At 55.6% G+C, this 17,977-nt stretch carries 20 protein-coding genes; 17 read left to right on the top strand and 3 right to left on the bottom strand.

The genetic code is table 11. From position 1 onward, the window contains the following. The first annotated feature begins 62 nt into the window (after window positions 1-62). The 3 genes from greA (at window position 63) to PXC00_RS13410 (ending at window position 2,833) form a co-directional block, all read left to right on the top strand. The gene (gene greA / locus PXC00_RS13420; RefSeq protein WP_275844229.1) at window positions 63-530 is read left to right on the top strand and encodes a transcription elongation factor GreA; all 468 of its coding nucleotides are present in this window, start codon (window positions 63-65) and stop codon (window positions 528-530) included. 142 nt (window positions 531-672) lie between these two features. Then, window positions 673-2,172 (top strand): lysine--tRNA ligase, encoded by a 1,500-nt coding sequence (lysS, locus tag PXC00_RS13415; RefSeq protein ID WP_275844228.1) that lies wholly within the window; start codon window positions 673-675, stop codon window positions 2,170-2,172. A 4-nt stretch (window positions 2,173-2,176) separates the two neighbouring features. Then, a complete protein-coding gene (locus PXC00_RS13410; RefSeq protein WP_275844227.1) occupies window positions 2,177-2,833 on the top strand; it encodes a hypothetical protein in 657 nt (218 codons plus the stop codon). 47 nt (window positions 2,834-2,880) lie between these two features. Here PXC00_RS13410 and PXC00_RS13405 read toward each other — a convergent pair whose 3' ends face one another. Beyond that, window positions 2,881-3,516: a Crp/Fnr family transcriptional regulator gene (locus tag PXC00_RS13405; protein WP_275844226.1), complete on the bottom strand. Its 636-nt coding sequence runs from the start codon at window positions 3,514-3,516 to the stop codon at window positions 2,881-2,883. A gap of 129 nt (window positions 3,517-3,645) precedes the next feature. Here PXC00_RS13405 and leuC point away from each other — a divergent pair, with 129 nt between their 5' ends. The 6 genes from leuC (at window position 3,646) to PXC00_RS13375 (ending at window position 9,980) form a co-directional block, all read left to right on the top strand. Continuing rightward, window positions 3,646-4,905, top strand: a complete 1,260-nt coding sequence (gene leuC / locus PXC00_RS13400; RefSeq protein WP_275844225.1) for a 3-isopropylmalate dehydratase large subunit — start codon at window positions 3,646-3,648, stop codon at window positions 4,903-4,905. 13 nt (window positions 4,906-4,918) lie between these two features. After that, window positions 4,919-5,401, top strand: a complete 483-nt coding sequence (leuD, locus tag PXC00_RS13395; protein WP_275844224.1) for a 3-isopropylmalate dehydratase small subunit — start codon at window positions 4,919-4,921, stop codon at window positions 5,399-5,401. 244 nt (window positions 5,402-5,645) lie between these two features. Further along, window positions 5,646-6,125 (top strand): GNAT family N-acetyltransferase, encoded by a 480-nt coding sequence (locus tag PXC00_RS13390; protein WP_275844223.1) that lies wholly within the window; start codon window positions 5,646-5,648, stop codon window positions 6,123-6,125. 130 nt (window positions 6,126-6,255) lie between these two features. Further along, window positions 6,256-6,945 (top strand): response regulator transcription factor, encoded by a 690-nt coding sequence (locus PXC00_RS13385; protein WP_275844222.1) that lies wholly within the window; start codon window positions 6,256-6,258, stop codon window positions 6,943-6,945. Between the two features lie 8 nt (window positions 6,946-6,953). Beyond that, on the top strand, window positions 6,954-8,546 hold the full coding sequence (locus PXC00_RS13380; protein ID WP_275844221.1) for a sensor histidine kinase: 1,593 nt from the start codon (window positions 6,954-6,956) through the stop codon (window positions 8,544-8,546). Window positions 8,547-8,576: 30 nt separating this feature from the next. Next, window positions 8,577-9,980 carry a S1C family serine protease gene (locus tag PXC00_RS13375; RefSeq protein ID WP_275844220.1) on the top strand — a complete coding sequence of 468 codons (1,404 nt, stop codon included), beginning with the start codon at window positions 8,577-8,579 and terminating at the stop codon, window positions 9,978-9,980. A 39-nt stretch (window positions 9,981-10,019) separates the two neighbouring features. Here the strand turns inward: PXC00_RS13375 and PXC00_RS13370 are convergent, their stop codons facing one another. Further along, the gene (locus PXC00_RS13370; protein WP_275844219.1) at window positions 10,020-10,814 is read right to left on the bottom strand and encodes an aminoglycoside adenylyltransferase domain-containing protein; all 795 of its coding nucleotides are present in this window, start codon (window positions 10,812-10,814) and stop codon (window positions 10,020-10,022) included. 79 nt (window positions 10,815-10,893) lie between these two features. Further along, window positions 10,894-11,766, bottom strand: a complete 873-nt coding sequence (locus tag PXC00_RS13365) for a DegV family protein (protein ID WP_275844218.1) — start codon at window positions 11,764-11,766, stop codon at window positions 10,894-10,896. 227 nt (window positions 11,767-11,993) lie between these two features. Here PXC00_RS13365 and PXC00_RS13360 point away from each other — a divergent pair, with 227 nt between their 5' ends. The 8 genes from PXC00_RS13360 (at window position 11,994) to PXC00_RS13325 (ending at window position 17,925) form a co-directional block, all read left to right on the top strand. Further along, on the top strand, window positions 11,994-12,299 hold the full coding sequence (locus PXC00_RS13360; protein ID WP_275844217.1) for a terminase small subunit: 306 nt from the start codon (window positions 11,994-11,996) through the stop codon (window positions 12,297-12,299). Further along, window positions 12,289-13,518 (top strand): PBSX family phage terminase large subunit, encoded by a 1,230-nt coding sequence (locus PXC00_RS13355; protein WP_275844216.1) that lies wholly within the window; start codon window positions 12,289-12,291, stop codon window positions 13,516-13,518. The genes PXC00_RS13360 and PXC00_RS13355 overlap by 11 nt, the downstream gene beginning before the upstream one ends. A gap of 15 nt (window positions 13,519-13,533) precedes the next feature. Then, window positions 13,534-14,670, top strand: coding sequence for a phage portal protein (locus PXC00_RS13350; RefSeq protein WP_275844215.1), 1,137 nt, complete (start codon window positions 13,534-13,536; stop codon window positions 14,668-14,670). Between the two features lie 13 nt (window positions 14,671-14,683). Beyond that, the gene (locus PXC00_RS13345) at window positions 14,684-15,556 is read left to right on the top strand and encodes a hypothetical protein (RefSeq protein WP_275844214.1); all 873 of its coding nucleotides are present in this window, start codon (window positions 14,684-14,686) and stop codon (window positions 15,554-15,556) included. Between the two features lie 330 nt (window positions 15,557-15,886). Then, window positions 15,887-16,225, top strand: a complete 339-nt coding sequence (locus tag PXC00_RS13340) for a hypothetical protein (RefSeq protein ID WP_275844213.1) — start codon at window positions 15,887-15,889, stop codon at window positions 16,223-16,225. A 14-nt stretch (window positions 16,226-16,239) separates the two neighbouring features. Next, window positions 16,240-17,247 (top strand): phage major capsid protein, encoded by a 1,008-nt coding sequence (locus PXC00_RS13335; protein WP_275844212.1) that lies wholly within the window; start codon window positions 16,240-16,242, stop codon window positions 17,245-17,247. 61 nt (window positions 17,248-17,308) lie between these two features. Next, window positions 17,309-17,644: a hypothetical protein gene (locus PXC00_RS13330; protein WP_275844211.1), complete on the top strand. Its 336-nt coding sequence runs from the start codon at window positions 17,309-17,311 to the stop codon at window positions 17,642-17,644. Then, window positions 17,641-17,925 (top strand): hypothetical protein, encoded by a 285-nt coding sequence (locus tag PXC00_RS13325; protein WP_275844210.1) that lies wholly within the window; start codon window positions 17,641-17,643, stop codon window positions 17,923-17,925. The genes PXC00_RS13330 and PXC00_RS13325 overlap by 4 nt, the downstream gene beginning before the upstream one ends. Window positions 17,926-17,977: the final 52 nt, after the last annotated feature.

Below are 17,977 nucleotides of genomic sequence, written 5' to 3'. Positions count from 1 at the left end.
TATTATAATAATAAAGTATATCTAAATGCGGGAGCTGTACTCCCTGAAAAGGTGGTAAAACCATGCAGAAGCAAACCGTTTTAACCAAAGAAGGCCTTGAAAAGCTCGAAAAAGAACTGGAAGAATTAAAAGGTGTTAAACGGAAAGAAGTAGCGGAAAAAATCAAAGTGGCTTTGGGCTATGGCGACCTTTCCGAGAACAGTGAATATGACGAAGCGAAAAACGAGCAGGCAATTCTGGAAGCGCGCATTGCGGATGTGGAGGCCATGCTCAAAGACGTAAAAATCATTGATGAAAATGAGCTGGGCAGCGCGCACGTCCACATCGGCTCGACCGTGCGGGTGAAAGCGGACGGTAAGGAACTGCAGCTGAAAATTGTGGGCAGCAGCGAGGCAGACCCGATGGTTGGCTGCATCAGTGACGAAAGTGCGGTCGGCGCGGCCTTGCTGGGGCACGCACCGGGCGACCAGGTTGAAATTACGGTTCCGGCGGGCACGAAGCTTTACGAAGTTGTTGAAATTGTGAAATAAACGGCAACCCTTTTTTGAAGACAGACTGCGCCGGACGGGGCGGTGTGCGGAAAGCCCGTGCCGGTGCGGCTGTTTTGCTGTTTTTGTACGGGGTATTTTCAGGAATAGACGGTCTGCGTTTTTTAGGAGGAAATCATTTTTTATGAACGAAAAGAAGGAAAATCAGGCACAGCCTGAACAGGACCTGGGCGAACAGCAGCGAATCCGCCGGGAAAAGCTTGCAGCTCTGCGCGAAGCGGGCAAGGATCCGTTTGTGGTAACCACTTGGCCGCAGGACAGCTTTGCACAGGGTGTCCGCGATAACTTTGAAGCCCTGGAGGGCAAGGATGTCTGCATTGCAGGGCGGATGATGAGCCGCCGCGTGATGGGCAAGGCGAGCTTTCTGGATGTGGCGGACAAAACCGGCCGGATTCAGGTCTACTTTCGGATTGACGAGGTGGGCGAGGAAGTTTACAAGGAATTTAAAGCTTACTGGGATGTCGGCGATATTATCGGCATAAAAGGGCACGTGTTCCGCACCAAGCGCGGGGAAATCAGCGTGAAGGCAACGGGCGCGCAGCTTCTGAGTAAAAGCCTGCTGCCGCTGCCGGAAAAGTTTCATGGACTTACCAACACAGACACGCGCTACCGCCAGCGGTACCTGGACTTGATTGTGAATCCCGAGGTGCGGGATACCTTTGTCAAGCGCAGCAAAATTATCACGGAAATTCGCCGCTTTCTGGATGGTGAGCAGTTCTTGGAAGTAGAAACACCAGTGTTGCACACCGTCGCGGGCGGCGCGGCGGCACGCCCGTTTGTGACCCACCACAATACGCTGGATATGGATCTGTACCTGCGCATTGCGCTGGAGCTGTACCTCAAGCGGCTGATTGTTGGCGGCTTTGAGCGTGTGTATGAGATTGGCCGGGTGTTCCGCAACGAAGGAATGGACACCCGCCACAATCCGGAGTTTACGATGCTGGAGTTGTACCAGGCCTACACCGACATTCACGGGATGATGGATTTGACGGAGAATCTGATTCGCACGGTTGCCACCAACGTACTGGGAACCACGAAGGTGACCGTGCATGGTGTGGATATCGACTTTGCGCAGCCCTTTGCACGCGTGAGCATGAAGGATGCGGTCAAGCAATATGCCGGTGTGGATTTTGACACATTCCAGTCTTTGGACGAAGCGCGCGCCTGTGCGAAGGAGCACCATCTGCAGGTGGAAGAACGGCACAAGATGGGCGACATCATGAATTTGTTCTTTGACGAGTACTGTGAGGACAAGCTGGTACAGCCGACGTTCCTGACCGGCCACCCGACGGATATTTCTCCGCTGGCAAAGAAAGACCCGCGCGACCCGCGTTACACGGAGCGGTTTGAACTGTTTATCTGCGGCGTGGAGCACGCGAACGCGTTTTCCGAGCTGAACGACCCGATTGACCAGCGCGAGCGGTTTGAAGCACAGGCGGCCGCCAAAGCCGCCGGCGATGACGAGGCCTGCGATGTGGATGAGGACTTTCTCACCGCGCTGGAGTACGGAATGCCGCCCACCGGCGGGCTTGGCATTGGAGTTGACCGCTTAGTTATGACGCTGACCGGCGCGGAAGCAATCCGCGATGTACTGCTGTTCCCAACCATGAAGCCGAAGGAGTGAGTCCATGGCACGCGAAGGATATCTGGTTCATGAGGGAGAGGAAACCATTCACAGCGACAAGCTGAAGCGCACACCGCTGACGCCGAAGGAAAAACGACAGAATTTTTGGTACTATCACAAGTGGCATGTGCTCATTGGAATTGTGGCAGCAATTCTTTTGGGATTTATCATCTATGATGCCATGTCCAAAGTGGAGCCGGATTACGAAATCGGCTTGATTACGGAATATGATGTGCCGGATAATGTGGTGCAGGATATGGAAAGCAAGCTTGCACTGGGCGCAAAAGACCGCAACGGCGACGGCAAGGTTGTGGTGCAGGTGAGCAACTATGCGTTGGGCGGCGACACGACAAATGCGCAGGTGACTGCGGCGAACGTAACGCGCCTGATGGGCGATTTTACCACTTACAGTGATATGCTGTTTATCTGCGACAGTAAGGGCTATGCGTATATCCAGAAGCAGGATGGGTGGGATACCTCTAATGTGAAATTACCGATGCCGAAGGTGATGACCTACGACGGGTACAGCTTTACCGTGAATCTGCGTGCACTGGATAAGGACAGCGATAAGAAATACACCCAACATAAAGAATACTGGGATGCAAGCAAAGAAATCTATGAGAATGCCATGAGCGCGAAAAGCAGTACCAAAACATCCTAAAAAGACCGGACAGTCCGCGGACTGTCCGGTCTTTGATATATAGAGGGTTACTCCTGCGCATAAGCGGCGAGGGCGGCGGGATTGGTTAAGGTGACACTGCGGTACTGCAGTGTCAGCCAGCCCCTTTGCGCAAATATATGCAGGACGCGGTTCACCGTGATTCGCGTGACACCGACCAGATTGCCCAGCTCTTCCTGAGAATTGTGCACGACGTGTTCCGTTCCGGCGAGGGCGACCAGAATGCCGGCAAGCCGGCGGTCTGCCGACAGAAAGGATATGGTGTCCAGCTGACCGGAAAGCATACGCACGGTTCGCGCCAGCACCTGCAGCATTTGCAGCGCCAGAGAAGGCTCTTTGCGGAACAGGGTAGTCAGCTCGGCGCGGCCGATGCTGACAATTTGGCACTCGGTGATGGTACGGGCGGAAGTGGTGCGCGGCTTGCCGTCAAAAAAAGCTGCTTCGCCAAAGATAGAGCCGCTTTCGCGGAACGTGACGGTTTTTTCATCGCCCTCGTCAGAAATCAGGAAAATGCAGACGCGGCCTTTTTTTAAGTAATAAAAGCTGTTGTCGGTTTCTCCCTGCAGGTAAACCAACTGACGCGGACTGTAATGGCGAAACGGCTGTCCCTCGCCGAGAATGGACCAACCGGACTCTGGTTCGGTAAAGTGAAAACTTTGCGCCACGATTCTCTGCTCCTTTCGCAATGCATTCGGACGGTGTAGGAAAGTTCCAATGAGATTGTATCATGGTTTACATTCTTTGTAAATCATCTGTGGGATAATCAATCTAAGAAACGACAGGAGGCATCTCATATGGGAATGACCATGACGCAGAAGATTCTGGCGGCGCACGCCGGGCTTCCCAGCGTAAAGGCCGGCCAGCTGATTGAAGCAAAGCTGGATCTGGTGCTTGGAAACGATATTACCAGTCCGGTGGCCATCAACGAATTTGAAAAATGCGGTGCCAATCGCGTGTTTGACAACACACGCATTGCGCTGGTGCTGGATCACTTTGTACCAAACAAGGACATCAAGGCGGCGGAGCAGTGCCGCCAGACTCGCGGCTTTGCCGGAAAATACAACATCAAAAACTTTTTTGATGTTGGCCGCATGGGCATTGAGCACGCGCTGCTGCCGGAGCAGGGATTGGTTGGCCCGGGCGACTGTGTCATCGGCGCGGACAGCCACACCTGCACCTATGGCGCGCTGGGGGCTTTTTCAACTGGCGTGGGCAGTACGGACATGGCGGCAGGCATGATTTCGGGCAAGGCATGGTTTAAGGTGCCGTCTGCCATCAAGGTAGTGCTGAAAGGAAAGCCGACCGGCTGGGTCAGCGGCAAGGATGTGATTCTGCATCTGATTGGGGAAATCGGTGTGGACGGCGCGCTGTACCAGTCACTGGAATTTACCGGTGACGGCGTGACGGCACTTTCGATGGACGACCGCCTGTGCATTGCCAACATGGCGATTGAAGCTGGCGCCAAAAACGGCATTTTTCCGGTGGATGAAAAGACGCTGGCTTACGAAAAAGGGCGGTTTCAGCGCGAAATAAAGGTTTACGAAGCCGATCCGGACGCGGAATATACGCGCACAGTGGAAATTGACCTTGCCGCGCTGCGCCCGACGGTGAGTTTTCCACATTTGCCGGAAAACACCAAGACGATTGACGAGGCGGCAGGCGTTAAAATGGACCAGGCGGTGATTGGCTCCTGCACCAACGGGCGCATTGAGGATATGCGCGTGGCGGCAAAGCTGCTGAAAGGCAGAAAAGTGGCGGATGGTGTGCGCTGTATCGTGATTCCCGCGACGCAGGCGGTTTATCTGCAGTGTATCCGCGAAGGACTGACAGAGATTTTTGTGGAAGCCGGTGCGGTGGTTAGCACGCCGACCTGCGGGCCATGTCTGGGCGGGTACATGGGTATTCTCGGCAAGGGCGAACGCGCAGTTTCAACCACGAACCGCAACTTTGTCGGGCGGATGGGTCATGTAGAAAGCGAAGTTTACCTGGCAAGTCCGGCCGTGGCGGCGGCCAGCGCGGTGACCGGCGTGCTGACCGACCCGGAAAAGCTGTAAAGGAGGCGCACACATGACTGCAAAAGGGACAGTGCACAAGTACGGCGACAATGTGGACACAGATGTGATTATTCCGGCGCGGTATCTGAACACCGCTTCACACGCGGAGCTGGCGCAGCACTGCATGGAGGACATTGACAAGAACTTCGTAAAAACCGTAAAGCCGGGTGACATCATTGTGGCGAACAAGAATTTCGGCTGCGGCTCCTCGCGGGAGCACGCGCCGATTGCCATACAGGCAAGCGGGGTTTCCTGCGTGATTGCGAGTACGTTTGCACGGATTTTTTACCGCAACTCCATCAACATCGGTCTGCCGATTCTGGAGTGTGCCGAAGCTGCACAGGAGATTGCAGAAGGAGACGAGGTGCAGGTGGACTTTGCCACCGGCGTGATTGCCGACCTGACAACCGGCAGGCAGTTTCAGGCGGAGCCGTTCCCGCCGTTCATCCAAAATATCATTGACAAGGGCGGGCTGCTGAACAGCCTGCAGAAATAAGCCTGTTACAAGATTCTGTTACACGCAAAAATGCCGTTGTTCCGCAAGTCGGAGCAACGGCATTTTTGCGCGCCTGTAGGGAAAGAGCATTGCATGGCGCATACAAACATGGTAAAATGCAGAAAAGAACCTCCTGCAGCAAGGTCCGGCACCATTTGCACTTTGGCAAACGCAGGCTGGCGGATGTGGAAGGCCGCCTATGCGGTGCATAGAACGGGAATACAGGTACGGAAGGAGAAAACAGTTGCTTACTTTAAAGAAAGTCGATGCGCAAAACATCCATGAAATTTTGGCGCTTTCGGTAAAAGAAGAACAAAAGCCCTTTGTGGCGGAAAACACTGAAAGTATTTTGGAAGCATACACCACCATCACAGCGGGAAAGGTTGCGCTGCCGTTTGGTATTTACGAGGAGGAGCAGCCGGTCGGGTTTGTGATGTTTGGCTATGACGGTACTGGCGAAGAAGGAGAACCGGCGGCACTTGCCGGCAACTATGCAATCTGGCGGTTTATGATTGACCGCCACTGGCAGGGGCGCGGGCTTGGCAGGAAAGCACTGGAAGCTGCGCTGGCATTTGTGCGCAGCAAGCCGTGCGGCGAGGCAGATTACTGCCTGCTTTCCTATGAACCGGAAAATACGGTGGCAAAGGCGCTGTACCATTCTTTTGGTTTTCGGGAAATTGGAGAGATGGACGGGGACGAGATTGTGGCGGCTTTGCGGCTGTGAAACGCGCTTTTCGGGGGAACCGCATTAAAGCACGCCGGATTTGTGGCAACTTCATAGAATATTCATCATTTGACAAGGGGAATCTTCTATAATAACTTTGTATCACTGTATTTTGAGGAGGCGTTTCAAAATGTCGCAGGGGAAAATTCTGGTGGTGGACGATGACCAGAACATTTGTGAACTGCTTCGTTTGTATATTGAAAAAGAAGGATTCGAGGTCGTGATTGCCAACGACGGGCGCAAGGCGCTGGAGCTGTTTGACGCGCAGAATCCGGATTTGATTATGTTGGACATTATGCTGCCGGAACTGGACGGGTGGCAGGTGTGCCGTGAAATCCGAAAGAAGAGCCAGTGCCCAATTATCATGCTGACGGCGAAGGGCGAGGTTTTCGACAAGGTGCTGGGTCTGGAACTGGGCGCAGACGACTATGTGGTCAAGCCGTTTGAAGCCAAGGAAGTGGTGGCGCGCATCAAGGCGGTGCTGCGGCGCATGGGGAAATCCGGCAGTGACGCGGTGAAGGAAGTGCACTACGATAAGCTTTCCATCAACCTGACAAACTATGAGCTGAAAGTAAACGGAAAAGTGGTGGACACGCCGCCAAAAGAAATGGAACTGATTTACCACCTGGCGAGCAACCCGAACCGCGTGTTTACGCGCGATCAGCTGCTGGACGAAGTGTGGGGCTTTGATTACTACGGCGACAGCCGCACGGTGGATGTGCACGTGAAGCGCCTGCGGGAAAAGCTGGAGGGCGTTTCTGACCAGTGGGCGCTCAAGACGGTGTGGGGTGTCGGTTACAAATTTGAAGTCAAAGAATGAGTGGTATTTTGGAAAGAGCAAAACGGAAAACCCTATTTAAAAAGTACCTGATGATGACGCTGCTCACGATTTTTGTGAGTTTCTGCATTCTGGGCTTGGTAATGCTGCTCTCTTTCAACAGCAACTGGAAGCAGGAAAAACGGGACGGGTTGACGAAAAACGCGCAAAGTGTTTCGGACATTGTCGCCCGCAGCCTGACGCTGAGCAGCGGGCAGGTGGCGATTGATACCGAGGGAATTGAGAAATTTCTGCCGGCACTGAGCCGCAACAATGAAATTGATATTTTTATCGTCAACGAAGCGGGACAGATTACGGTCAGCTCGCAGGGGGCGGCCGGCACCATTCATACGGAAAAAACAATCCCCAAAAGCATTATGCAGAAGGCGCTCAGCGGCATTTACAATGACCAGACACTGCTGGGCGGCGTTTATGACGCGCCCTGCTATGCGGTGGGAGTGCCGGTGACCGTACAGGTCTCCAAACAGACGCATACCATCGGGGCGGTTTTCACCAGCGTTTCGGTGAGCAGTCAGGCGGAGTACCGCAAGGATATTTTTCGGATGTTTCTGTTCGCGGCGCTGGCGGCATTTATGGTGAGCTTCTGCATGGTGTGGGTGTTTTCCTACAATATGGTGCGGCCGCTGCGCATTATGGCGGGCGCGGCGCGCAGCTTTGGCGACGGGAATTTCAGCACGCGGGTGCCGGTGACCAGCCGCGACGAAATCGGCGAGCTGGCGCTGGCGTTTAACAACATGGCGGATTCGCTGGCGAGCAGCGAGTATACGCGGCGGAATTTTATTGCCAACGTTTCGCATGAACTGAAAACGCCGATGACCACGATTGCAGGCTTCATTGACGGCATTTTGGATGGTACGATTCCGCAGGAGAAGCAGGCGCATTATCTGCAGATTGTGACGGAGGAGGTCAAACGCCTTTCTCGCCTGGTGAAAACCATGCTGGATCTTTCGCGCATTGACAACGGCGAGCTGAAGCTGCGGCCCGCGCGCTTTGACATTACCGAAACTGTGCTGACCACGATGCTGAGCTTTGAAAAACCGATTGAAGCAAAGAAAATTGAGGTGCGCGGCCTGGAGGACACCCACGCGGTTTATGTGGACGGCGACACGGATATGATTCATCAGGTTGTCTATAATCTGGTGGAAAACGCTGTGAAATTCACCAATGAGAACGGGTACATTCAGGTGACGATTGCGGAACAGCCCACAAAGACCACGGTGACCATCCGCAACAGCGGCGAAGGAATTGCACCGGAGGAAATTACGCAGATTTTCGGGCGTTTCTACAAAACCGACAAATCCCGCAGCAAGGACAAAACCGGCATGGGGCTGGGGCTGTACATCGTGAAAACCATTATCCAGCAGCATGGTGGAGAAATTTCGGCAAATTCGGTGGTCGGGCAATACTGTGAGTTTTCTTTCTGGCTGCCGCGCGAAATTCCGCAGTCCGCCGCATCGCAGCGGCCGACGACCACGGTTTGTGCGGAAGTGGTAGAGCCACCTGCTTCCAAACGGCAGGATGCGGCGCAGCCGGACGGTACCCCGAAACAGACCGCCCCCAAAAACAAAAAGGACGGTATGTGACAGAGAAATTTCGGCAAGGAGGAATCCCGGATGGACGAACAGAATCCGCGGCAGGCGAACCCGACGGAGCAGCCCGCGGCAGGCGAACCGCCGCAGTACCAGCCGGAGCAGTGGTATCCGCAGGAAAAACCGGCTTTTGTGCCGGAAACGGACAGTCGACCGGTACCACGGGAAGACGGTGCAGACGGGGAAGCCCACTACCGAAACCCCGCCGAACCGCGAGTGCGCAAAAAGATGAGCCGGGGCATAAAGACGCTGGTCGGCGTGCTGCTGGCGCTGCTGGTTGTTTTTACAGCGATGCTGATTGGCATTAGCATTTCTGACGTGCAGGGGAACAGTGCCGGCGGACATCTGGGCACAGCGGATGAACCCTCTTCCGGTTCCTCAAAGGCGACAGTTTCCCGCTCGAAAGACGTGATTCCAAATCAGGGGGAAAAAACGGGCAGTGTCCTGACACTGCAGAAAAAATCCGGAAAAGCGCTTTCGCCCGAAACGGTGTTTACAAAAGTCAGCCCGAGCGTGGTGGGCGTGCTGGCTTCCGTACCGACAACGGGCGGCGGCAGCGGGGAAAGTCAGGGCACCGGCATTGTTGCGAGCAGCGATGGTGTGGTGCTTACAAATTCGCACGTAATTGGGAATACAAGCGCCGCAACGGTGACAGTGGTGCTTTCGGACAAGAAACAGTATGATGCGCGGATTTTGGGTTACGACAAAACCAGTGACCTGGCAGTGCTGAAAATCAGCGCAACAGGGTTGACACCGGCGGCTTTCGGCAGAGCAGAAGAGCTGAAAGTCGGGGAGCAGGTGCTTGCCATCGGCAACCCGGACGGCATGAACTACAGCGACAGCCTGACGGGCGGCTATGTTTCCGCACTGAACCGCACCATTGCAGGATACAGTGACAACGGCATGACGTATATTCAGACGGATGCTGCCATTAACCCCGGCAATTCCGGCGGGCCGCTTTGCAACCTGTACGGGCAGGTGGTGGGAATCAATTCCGTAAAAATCATTACGAACGGCTACGAGGGCATGGGCTTTGCGATTCCGATGAGTCAGGCAGTGGGGATTATCAATCAGTTGATTCACAACGGCTATGTACAGGGGCGCACACGGCTGGGCGTTACGTGCCGCTTGCTGTCAACGTATGAAGAAGCGGTGCTGCCGGTGGACGGCGGGGTCGAAATCCTTTCGATTGATAACGAAAGCTCCCTCAAAAACAGCGGCGTGGAAAAAGGCGATGTCCTGTATCAGATTGACGGGAAAGAAATTTCCGCGCTGAATGATATTACCGGGGTGCTTTCCAAGCACAAACCGGGGGATCAGGTTTCAGCGAAAATTTACAGCGTGAAAAAGAGAAAAACCCTGCGCGTGAAAATAAAGCTTTTGGAAGACAAAGGGGAAACCCAGCGTGTGGTTTCTCAGGAACCCTAAAAAAAGACTGACTGCATATGGAATGCAGCCAGTCTTTTTTTAGGGACTTTGCAGGGCAGCAGCGCGGCGGGCAAAGCGGATTTTTGCGAGCATTTCTTTTGCAAAAACAGGGAGCAGCGGCCGTGCCTGCTCCAGAGGAAACGGCGCAGTGCCGCTGTATCCTTTTTCTGCCGCAGAAAGCAGCGGATGAAAGGAAACCGGCAGGTTTTGCAGCCCCCATTGCGCACCCTGCTGTTTGGACAGGACGGCACCGCTCTGTGCATAAGCGAGAACGCGGCATAAATTTAAGACAACATAAACCGGGTCCTGAAAAATTTGCGCAGGTGCATCCGCGATGTCACTTTCGATACTGCTCCAGTATGCTTCTTCCGGCACAGGACCGAACACGCTTTTAACCGGCGGACCGTAAAGAGGGATGCCGCAGTGCCGGAGGACGGTAAAATGAGCGGCTAAATCACCGTCTGTGCCGTGCATCCGTTTGCAGTATGTGCGCGGGTTTTCCCGGCAGGCTGCTTTGTGGAGGTTTGAAAAATGCAGTTCGAACGGAGTGGGATAAACGAAATGGCGGCAGTCCTTTTCAAGAACCAAACTCATCTCGAAGCCCTTGGGCGGGCTGTGGCGGTCGAGCTCCAGCAGGACGTTTACAAAGGTTTCCTTTTGCGGCAGGGTGGGCGATTTTTTTGTGACCACCAGAAAATCGAGGTCGCCTGTTTCCCAGTTGAAACAGCCGAACGCGAGGGAGCCGTGCAGGTAAACGCCGACCAGATTGTGTGAGAAAATTTGGCAGCAGGCGGTCTTTAGCGGTTCCAGAATCTGTACTGCCCGAATATCCATGCTTGGTTTCCTTTCTGATGTGCGGAATAGAAAACGCGCAGGCGAATCGCTCCACTCGCCTGCGCGTTTTGTGCTTGTTTCAGCGTTCGGTGCCGAGGAAAAAGAGTGCAATGGTGCCGGGACCCGCGTGCGCGCCGATGACCGGCCCAACGTAATTGATGAGAACTTCCTTAACGCCGATGCGTTCTTTGATTTGCTGGGCAACATATTCAGCATCCGCGCGGGAATCCGCGTGGCTGATAAAAACCACCTGCTGCTGCGGCTGCAGGGCGGTTTGCTCCATGTGGTCAACCAAAGCATCCAGAGCGGCGCGGCGGCCGCGCGCTTTGCTGACATTGACCAGATGGCCGTCGTTATCCATATGCATGACCGGCTTAATGCCAAGCATGGTGCCAAAGAGGGCGGTGGCGGAGCTGATGCGCCCACCGCGCTTGAGGTGCTGCAGGTCATCCACGGTGAACCAATGACACAAGTGCAGCTTGTTTTCTTCCAGCCAGTCTGCGACAGCCTGCAGGGACTCGCCCTTTTTCTGCTTTTGCGCGGCGTAGTAAACCAGCAGCCCCTGCCCGAGGGATGCTGCCAACGTATCTACCGCCCGCAGCTGGCGCTGCGGATACTGGGGCGCCAGCTCTTCGCAGGCAATTTTGGCGGCGTTATAGGTGGCGGAAAGGCCGGAGGAAAAGCAAACGCACAGCACATCTTTGCCGCTTTGCAGAATCAGCTCGATGGCGGCTTTGAAATCTTCCACATTGACTGCATTGGTGGTGCAGGGAACACCGCTGCGGATGTGCAGGTAAAATTCCTCGAACGACAGGTTGCTGCCGTCCAGCAAATTTTTATACTCTTTTCCATTCAGCCGGAAAGTCAGCGGCAAAACCGTAACGTGCAGCGCCTGTGCCAGCTCTGCCGGAAGGTCACAGCTGGAGTCGGTGAGAATGACGAAATCGCTCATAGTGTGCTCCTCCAAAATCTATGGTTTCTGTTTCTCTTATGGTACCATTTGCTTTCCTAAAATGCAAGCATTAAAAGTAATAAAAATGAATTTATATAGTATTGAAAATTACATAAGCACAAAAAATTTGAATACTTTTTTAAAATTCGCCTCTTGAAGCAAATTTATGCGGCTGACATACGGAGGACTGCAGGCCGACAAAACCGCCTGCAGAAATGGGGGAGCAGATGGATACACGCAAGGAAGCGCTGCAGGTTTGCAGAAGGCTGGCGCGCGGCCGGATTAACGATGCGGTGCGGCTGCTGTTTGAACCGCAGGAGCCGGAGTGTCTGCGGAAGCTGGACCTGTACTGTGTAGCGGAGGTGAAGCGGAGCGACAAGGGTGTGGAAATCAAATTTGCAGACCGGCTGAAAGCCGCGCAGATGCTGGCGCAGCTCGGCGGAGAGGAAAGCGTGCAGCCGCTGTTTGCGGCACTGAACCAATCGGCGCAGGCGGTAAAAGAAGTCGGACGGGGCGGCGGCGATGCGGTTTAGCGAAAAGCAGCTGCGTGCGATGACCTGGTGGTGCCCGGGAAGTGCGGATGCGGGATTTGACGCGCTGATCTGTGACGGCGCGGTGCGCAGCGGCAAAACGCTGTGCATGGGGTTGGGCTTTGTCTGCTGGGCGATGGCGTGCTTTCGGGAACGCAGCTTTGCAATTTGCGGCAAAACCGTGCGTTCGCTGCGGCGCAACCTGATTACAACACTGCTGCCGGCGCTGACTGCGGCAGGATTCCACTGGGAACTGAAAGCCGGAGAAAGCCTGCTGCGGGTGACAGCCGGACGGTACTGCAACCGCTTTTACTTATTTGGCGGGCGGGATGCGGGAAGCGCCGCGCTGATTCAGGGCATTACGCTGGCAGGCGTGCTGTTTGACGAGGCGGCGCTGATGCCGCAGGAGTTTGTGGAGCAGGCACTGGCGCGCTGCAGCGTGGAGGGCAGCCGCTTCTGGTTTAACTGCAATCCAGAAAATCCCGAACACTGGTTTTACCGGGAATGGATTCTGGGCGCGGCGCGGAAAAATGCACGGTACCTGCACTTTACCATGGAGGACAATCCGGGTCTTTCTGAAAAAGTGAAGGCGCGCTACCGGAATTTGTACACCGGTACATTTTATGAGCGGTATGTGCTGGGGAAATGGGTGGCGGCAGAGGGGCTTATCTATCCGTTTATGAACAGCGGAATGGCGGCGGATGTGCCGACGAGCTGCGAAGAATATGCGGTCAGCTGCGATTACGGCACGCAGAATCCGAGTTCGTTCGGTCTGTGGGGACGGTGCGGAGCCGTTTGGTATCGGGTGGACGAATACTACTATGACGGCAGGAAAAACGGACCACGCACGGACGAAGAGCATTACCGCGGACTGGAGGATCTGTGCCGCGGTAAGCGCATTTCCCGTGTCGTGGCAGACCCGTCGGCGGCAAGCTTCATGGAAACGATACGGCGGCACGGCCGGTTCCCAGTGACGCCGGCACGCAACGATGTGCTGCAGGGCATCCGCCGTACAGGATTGGCGCTGAAGGAAGGCCGGGTGCGCATTTGTCGGAACTGCGGGGATACCTGGCGGGAGTTTTCTCTGTACCGCTGGCAGGATGGAAAGGAAGCGCCGGTGAAGGAAAATGACCACGCAATGGACGACCTGCGGTACTTTGTTTCTACGGTGCTGACCGGAAGCGGTGGCTTTGCGGCGGCGTTGGCGGTGCGCGAATCGTAAAAGCGGGAGGAATTTATGCGAAAGTGGAAGAAAAAGCAAACGGCGGTAAGCGCCCTGGCTGTACAGACCAGGGCGGCGGAACTGCCTTTTTCAGCGGTACAGCAGTATGTACCGCTGAATGCGGGGGAACTGCGGCTGTACCGGCAGCTGCGCGAAGCGGTGCCAATGATTGACGCGGCGCTGGACAAGCTGGTACGGCTGATTGGAAAGTTTCATGTGGAGTGCGGTGACCGCGCCGTGCAGGACAGACTGAACACTTTCTTGCACACGGTGCCGGTCGGCGCGGGCAGTTCGGGAATCTTTTCCTTTATTACGGCGTATTTGGATCAACTGCTGACCTACGGCAATGCGGTGGGGGAGGCTGTGGTACAGAACGGAGAATTAAAAGCGCTGTACAATGCTGCGCTGTCAGATGTGGAACTGCGGGTGAAGTCACCGCTGGAAATTGAAGTGCGGCGGCGCTGTGCGGGCGGCAGCGAAGCGGTGCGCTATCCGGAACTGGTGTTTCACACGGCGCTGAATCCGGCGCCGGGCAGCGCAAAGGGGACAAGCGTTCTGCAGGGGCTTTCCTTTGTCAGTGACATTCTGGTTCAGATTTTTCATACCATCGGTGTGAACTGGGAGCGTGTGGGGAACGTCCGCTTTGCGGTGACCTGCCGACCCGGCGAGGAAGACCGTGCCTTTGCCGCCGAGCACGCGCAGCAGATGGCGCAGGAGTGGAGCCGCGCGATGCGTCCGAACAGCAGAAGCGACTTTGTGGCGGTTGGGGATGTGGAAATCAAAGCGATTGGTGCGGACAACCAGATTTTAAACAGCGAAGTGCCGGTGCGGCAGATGCTGGAGCAGATTGTGGCGAAACTGGGTGTGCCACCGTTTTTGTTGGGGATTTCCTGGTCCAGCACCGAGCGCATGAGCAGCCAGCAGTCGGATATTTTGACCAGTGAACTGGAGGCGTACCGCAGGCTGCTGAATCCGGTGATTGACAAAATCTGCGCGCTGTGGATGCGGCTGGACGGGAACAGTATGCCATTTGACATTGTGTGGAATGACGTTACCCTGCAGGACAAAACGGAAATGGCGAACGCAAGCCTGACCAATGCGCAGGCGGAGTTGGTACAGGTGCAGACAGAGAAGCTGCGCCGGGAACTGTGAGAGGAGAGAGAAAATGCAGAGCGGATATGTACTGAAAAGTGCGGTGCGGCCAGAACAGGAGGATTTGGAAAAGATCAACCACCTGACCCGCAGACCGTTTACGGCAGAGGAAGTGTACACGTTCAAGGTTGCGCTGTGCGACAATGAGATTGACCGGGACGGCGAACGCTTTTCTACGCAGGCACTGTACGGTTTGGCAGATTTATTTTTGGGAAAAAGCGGAATTTTTAACCACAGCATGGACGCAAAAACGCAGAGTGCGCGAATCTATGACACAGCGGTGGAAACCGACCAGAGCCGCCGAACTTCCTGCGGGGAGCCATATACGCGGTTGGTGGCCAAGGCGTATATGCCGCGGACGCAGGGCAACGAGGACTTGATTCTGGAGATTGACAGCGGCATTAAGAAGGAAGTCAGCGTGGGGTGCAGTATGGGCAGTGCGGTGTGCTCTGTCTGCGGAACAGACCGGCGGGAAAAAGACTGCGGGCACCGCAGCGGAGAAATCTACGGCGGGCAACCTTGCTGCACGATACTGGGAGACCCACAGGATGCGTATGAGTGGAGCTTTGTTGCGGTTCCGGCGCAGCGGGAGGCAGGCGTAACCAAGAGCTGCCACACGCAGGAATCGTCTGTAAAAGCAGAGGATGCAGAATGGGGCAGGCGGTGGAAAGCGCGAATGCTGCAGGAAACGGCGAAATATTTTTCAATTACCTGTCCGGGCGTGACGGCGCAGACGGCACAGAGAATGGCGGAAGGACTTTCACCGGAAGAACTGGAGCAAGTGGTGAAAGGACTGCGGCGGGCTGCCGGGAGTGTGGTGCCGCTGCAGCCGCAGCTGGCGGTGGAAAAGCAGCGCACAGGGGCGGATGAAAGTTTTCGCATCTAAGCCCCCCACAGTCGGTGCACTGAAGCGCGGGGAGCCCCCGCGGGCGGTGTGCTGAAGCTCACGGGGCGCACTCCTGCTTCTTTAGCAATCTGCGTCAGGGCGAAGTTAGCGCTTCGAAAACATCGCTTTTCGTTGCTTTTTGCGAATGCCCGGGAAAGCGCGGGGAGCCCCCGCGGCGGTGTGCTGAAGCTCACGGGGAGTGTGCCCGCTTCTTTAGCAATCTGCGTCAGGGCGAAGTTGGCGCTTCGAGTGTAACTGCCTTGTGGTACAGAATAGGCACGGATATAAACGTATGGTAATATTTTTTATATTTATACAGGAGGGAATTTTATGGACACAGCTATGAACGGATTCGCGGAAAATGCGGCGACTTTTCGCTGCGAAAAACAAATTGCCGCCGGAACACCGGTGATGGTAACGGAAAGCGGTGTGGTTGCGGCGGCGGACGGTGCATTCTGCGGTGTTGCGCTTTCGTGGCGGGACGGCTATGCTGCTGTTCAGCTGAGTGGCTATGTTTCGCTGCCGTACAGCGGCAATCAGCCGGCAGTGGGGTATCAGGTTTTCACCGCGGGAACAGACGGCAGCGTACAGGCCGCTGCAGCCGGTACAGACGGCGTGAAGCGTCTGGTGGTGGATGCTGACAGCACACACGTTGGATTTATTCTGTAAGGAGGAGTAAAAATATGGCATTTTATGAGAACCTGCATTTGGAAAAGGGTATGTACGGTACGGGAAAAAGTTTTTCTGCGGTTCTGGAGAGCCTGGACCGTTCAGAGAATTACCGTGGAACACCGTTGGAGGAACTGGATGCCTACCAGCGCCAGCTCAAGCGCTTTGATATTCATGTGAATGGGCGCGGCAGTGACCGTGTGGAAAAATTCTTTCAAACCGGAGAAAGTGCCGCGCTGTTTCCGGAATATGTTTGCCGCGCGGTGCGGCAGGGAATGGAGCAGGAAAACCTGCTGCCGAGTCTGGTTGCAACGACAACGCAGGTGGAGGGGATGGATTACCGGACCATCACCAGCACGCCGCTGGAGGCAGAAAAGGAACTGAAACTGGTGGCGGAAGGAACTGCAGTACCGCAGACAGTGGTGCGCACGCAGGATCATCTGGTGCATTTGCACAAGCGCGGGCGGATGTTGGTGGCAAGCTACGAGGCACTGCGCTTTCAGCGGCTGGATCTGTTTACCGTAACTCTGCGGCAGATTGGCGCGTACATTGCGCGGATGCAGATGGGCGATGCGGTGCAGGTGCTGCTGCACGGAGATGACGGCAAGGATCAGGCAGAGGAACTGACTGCTGAAAAAGGGGTGACCTATGCGGGTCTGCTGCAGCTTTGGGGCAAGCTGACGCCTTACCGTATGAACGGTCTGTTGGGCGGCACTGCGGCAGTGCAGCAGGTACTGGGGCTTGCGGAAATGCGTGACGCACAGGCAGGACTGAACTTTCAAGGCACCGGCCGGCTGGTGGCCCCGATGGGGGCGCAGCTTCTGCACGTGCCGGATGTGCCGGACGGCAAGCTGATTGGCATTGACCGTACCTGCGCGCTGGAAATGGTGCAGGCAGGCGATGTGCAGACCGAATATGACAAACTGATTGACCGGCAGCTGGAACGTGCAACCATCAGCACGATTGCGGGCTTCACAAAAATCTTCAACGGCGCAGTGAAAGTGTTGAACTGCGCTGCTTAAAGCCGAAGCAGAGAAAGAGGCAGCTTGGCTGCGGGGCAGGGGCGGGCGTTTGGAGGATACTATGAAAACAGAAAATGTATGGACCAGGCTGCGGCTGCTCAGAGCCGTGACGGCGCAGCAGGAAACGGATTATCTGCCGTTGGTGCAGGATGCGATGGAACGGCTGGAGGCACAGCGCAGACAGTTGGGAGGCGACAGTCTGCTGGAGGCGGCTGCGGCGGCATTGGTAAATTGGCAGCTGACGCTGACCGAGGTAGACGGCGATTTTACAGCGGGGGAAGTCCGGTTTGCCGGGGGAAACACACGAGAGGGCGCCCATCAGATCTGGCGGGACGCACTGGCTGCAGCGGCGCCGTATCTGCACGATGAAGCATTTGTCTTCCGGAGGATTTCATGACGCGGGCGGCACTGGTTGCAGACCTGCTTGTCCGCTACGGCAGCGAGGCGTCCTGCGGCGAACAGCAGGCACACATTCTGCTGCGGCCGCTGCGGGACGAAGAACAGGAGGACAACCGCTACCGAATGACGGCACCGCACACGTTTTGCCCGCAGGTGGGGGAAACAATTGCGTGCGAAGGGCACTTTTATACAGTCCTGCGCTGTGACGGAGTGTTTGCCGGCGGCGAACGGCTGTATACCTGGGCGGTGCTGGAACAGCAGGACGGCTGGGGGAGGTGAGGCGGATGGATGAAACATTACAGACACCGCAGGAACGGTTGAGCAGTGCTTT

This window comes from Caproicibacterium argilliputei (assembly GCF_029211325.2).
In the GTDB taxonomy this organism is placed as follows: Bacteria; Bacillota; Clostridia; order Oscillospirales; family Acutalibacteraceae; genus Caproicibacterium; species Caproicibacterium argilliputei.
The sequence above is the reverse complement of the archived record's forward strand: the minus strand, read 5'-3'. Positions and strand labels throughout refer to the sequence as shown.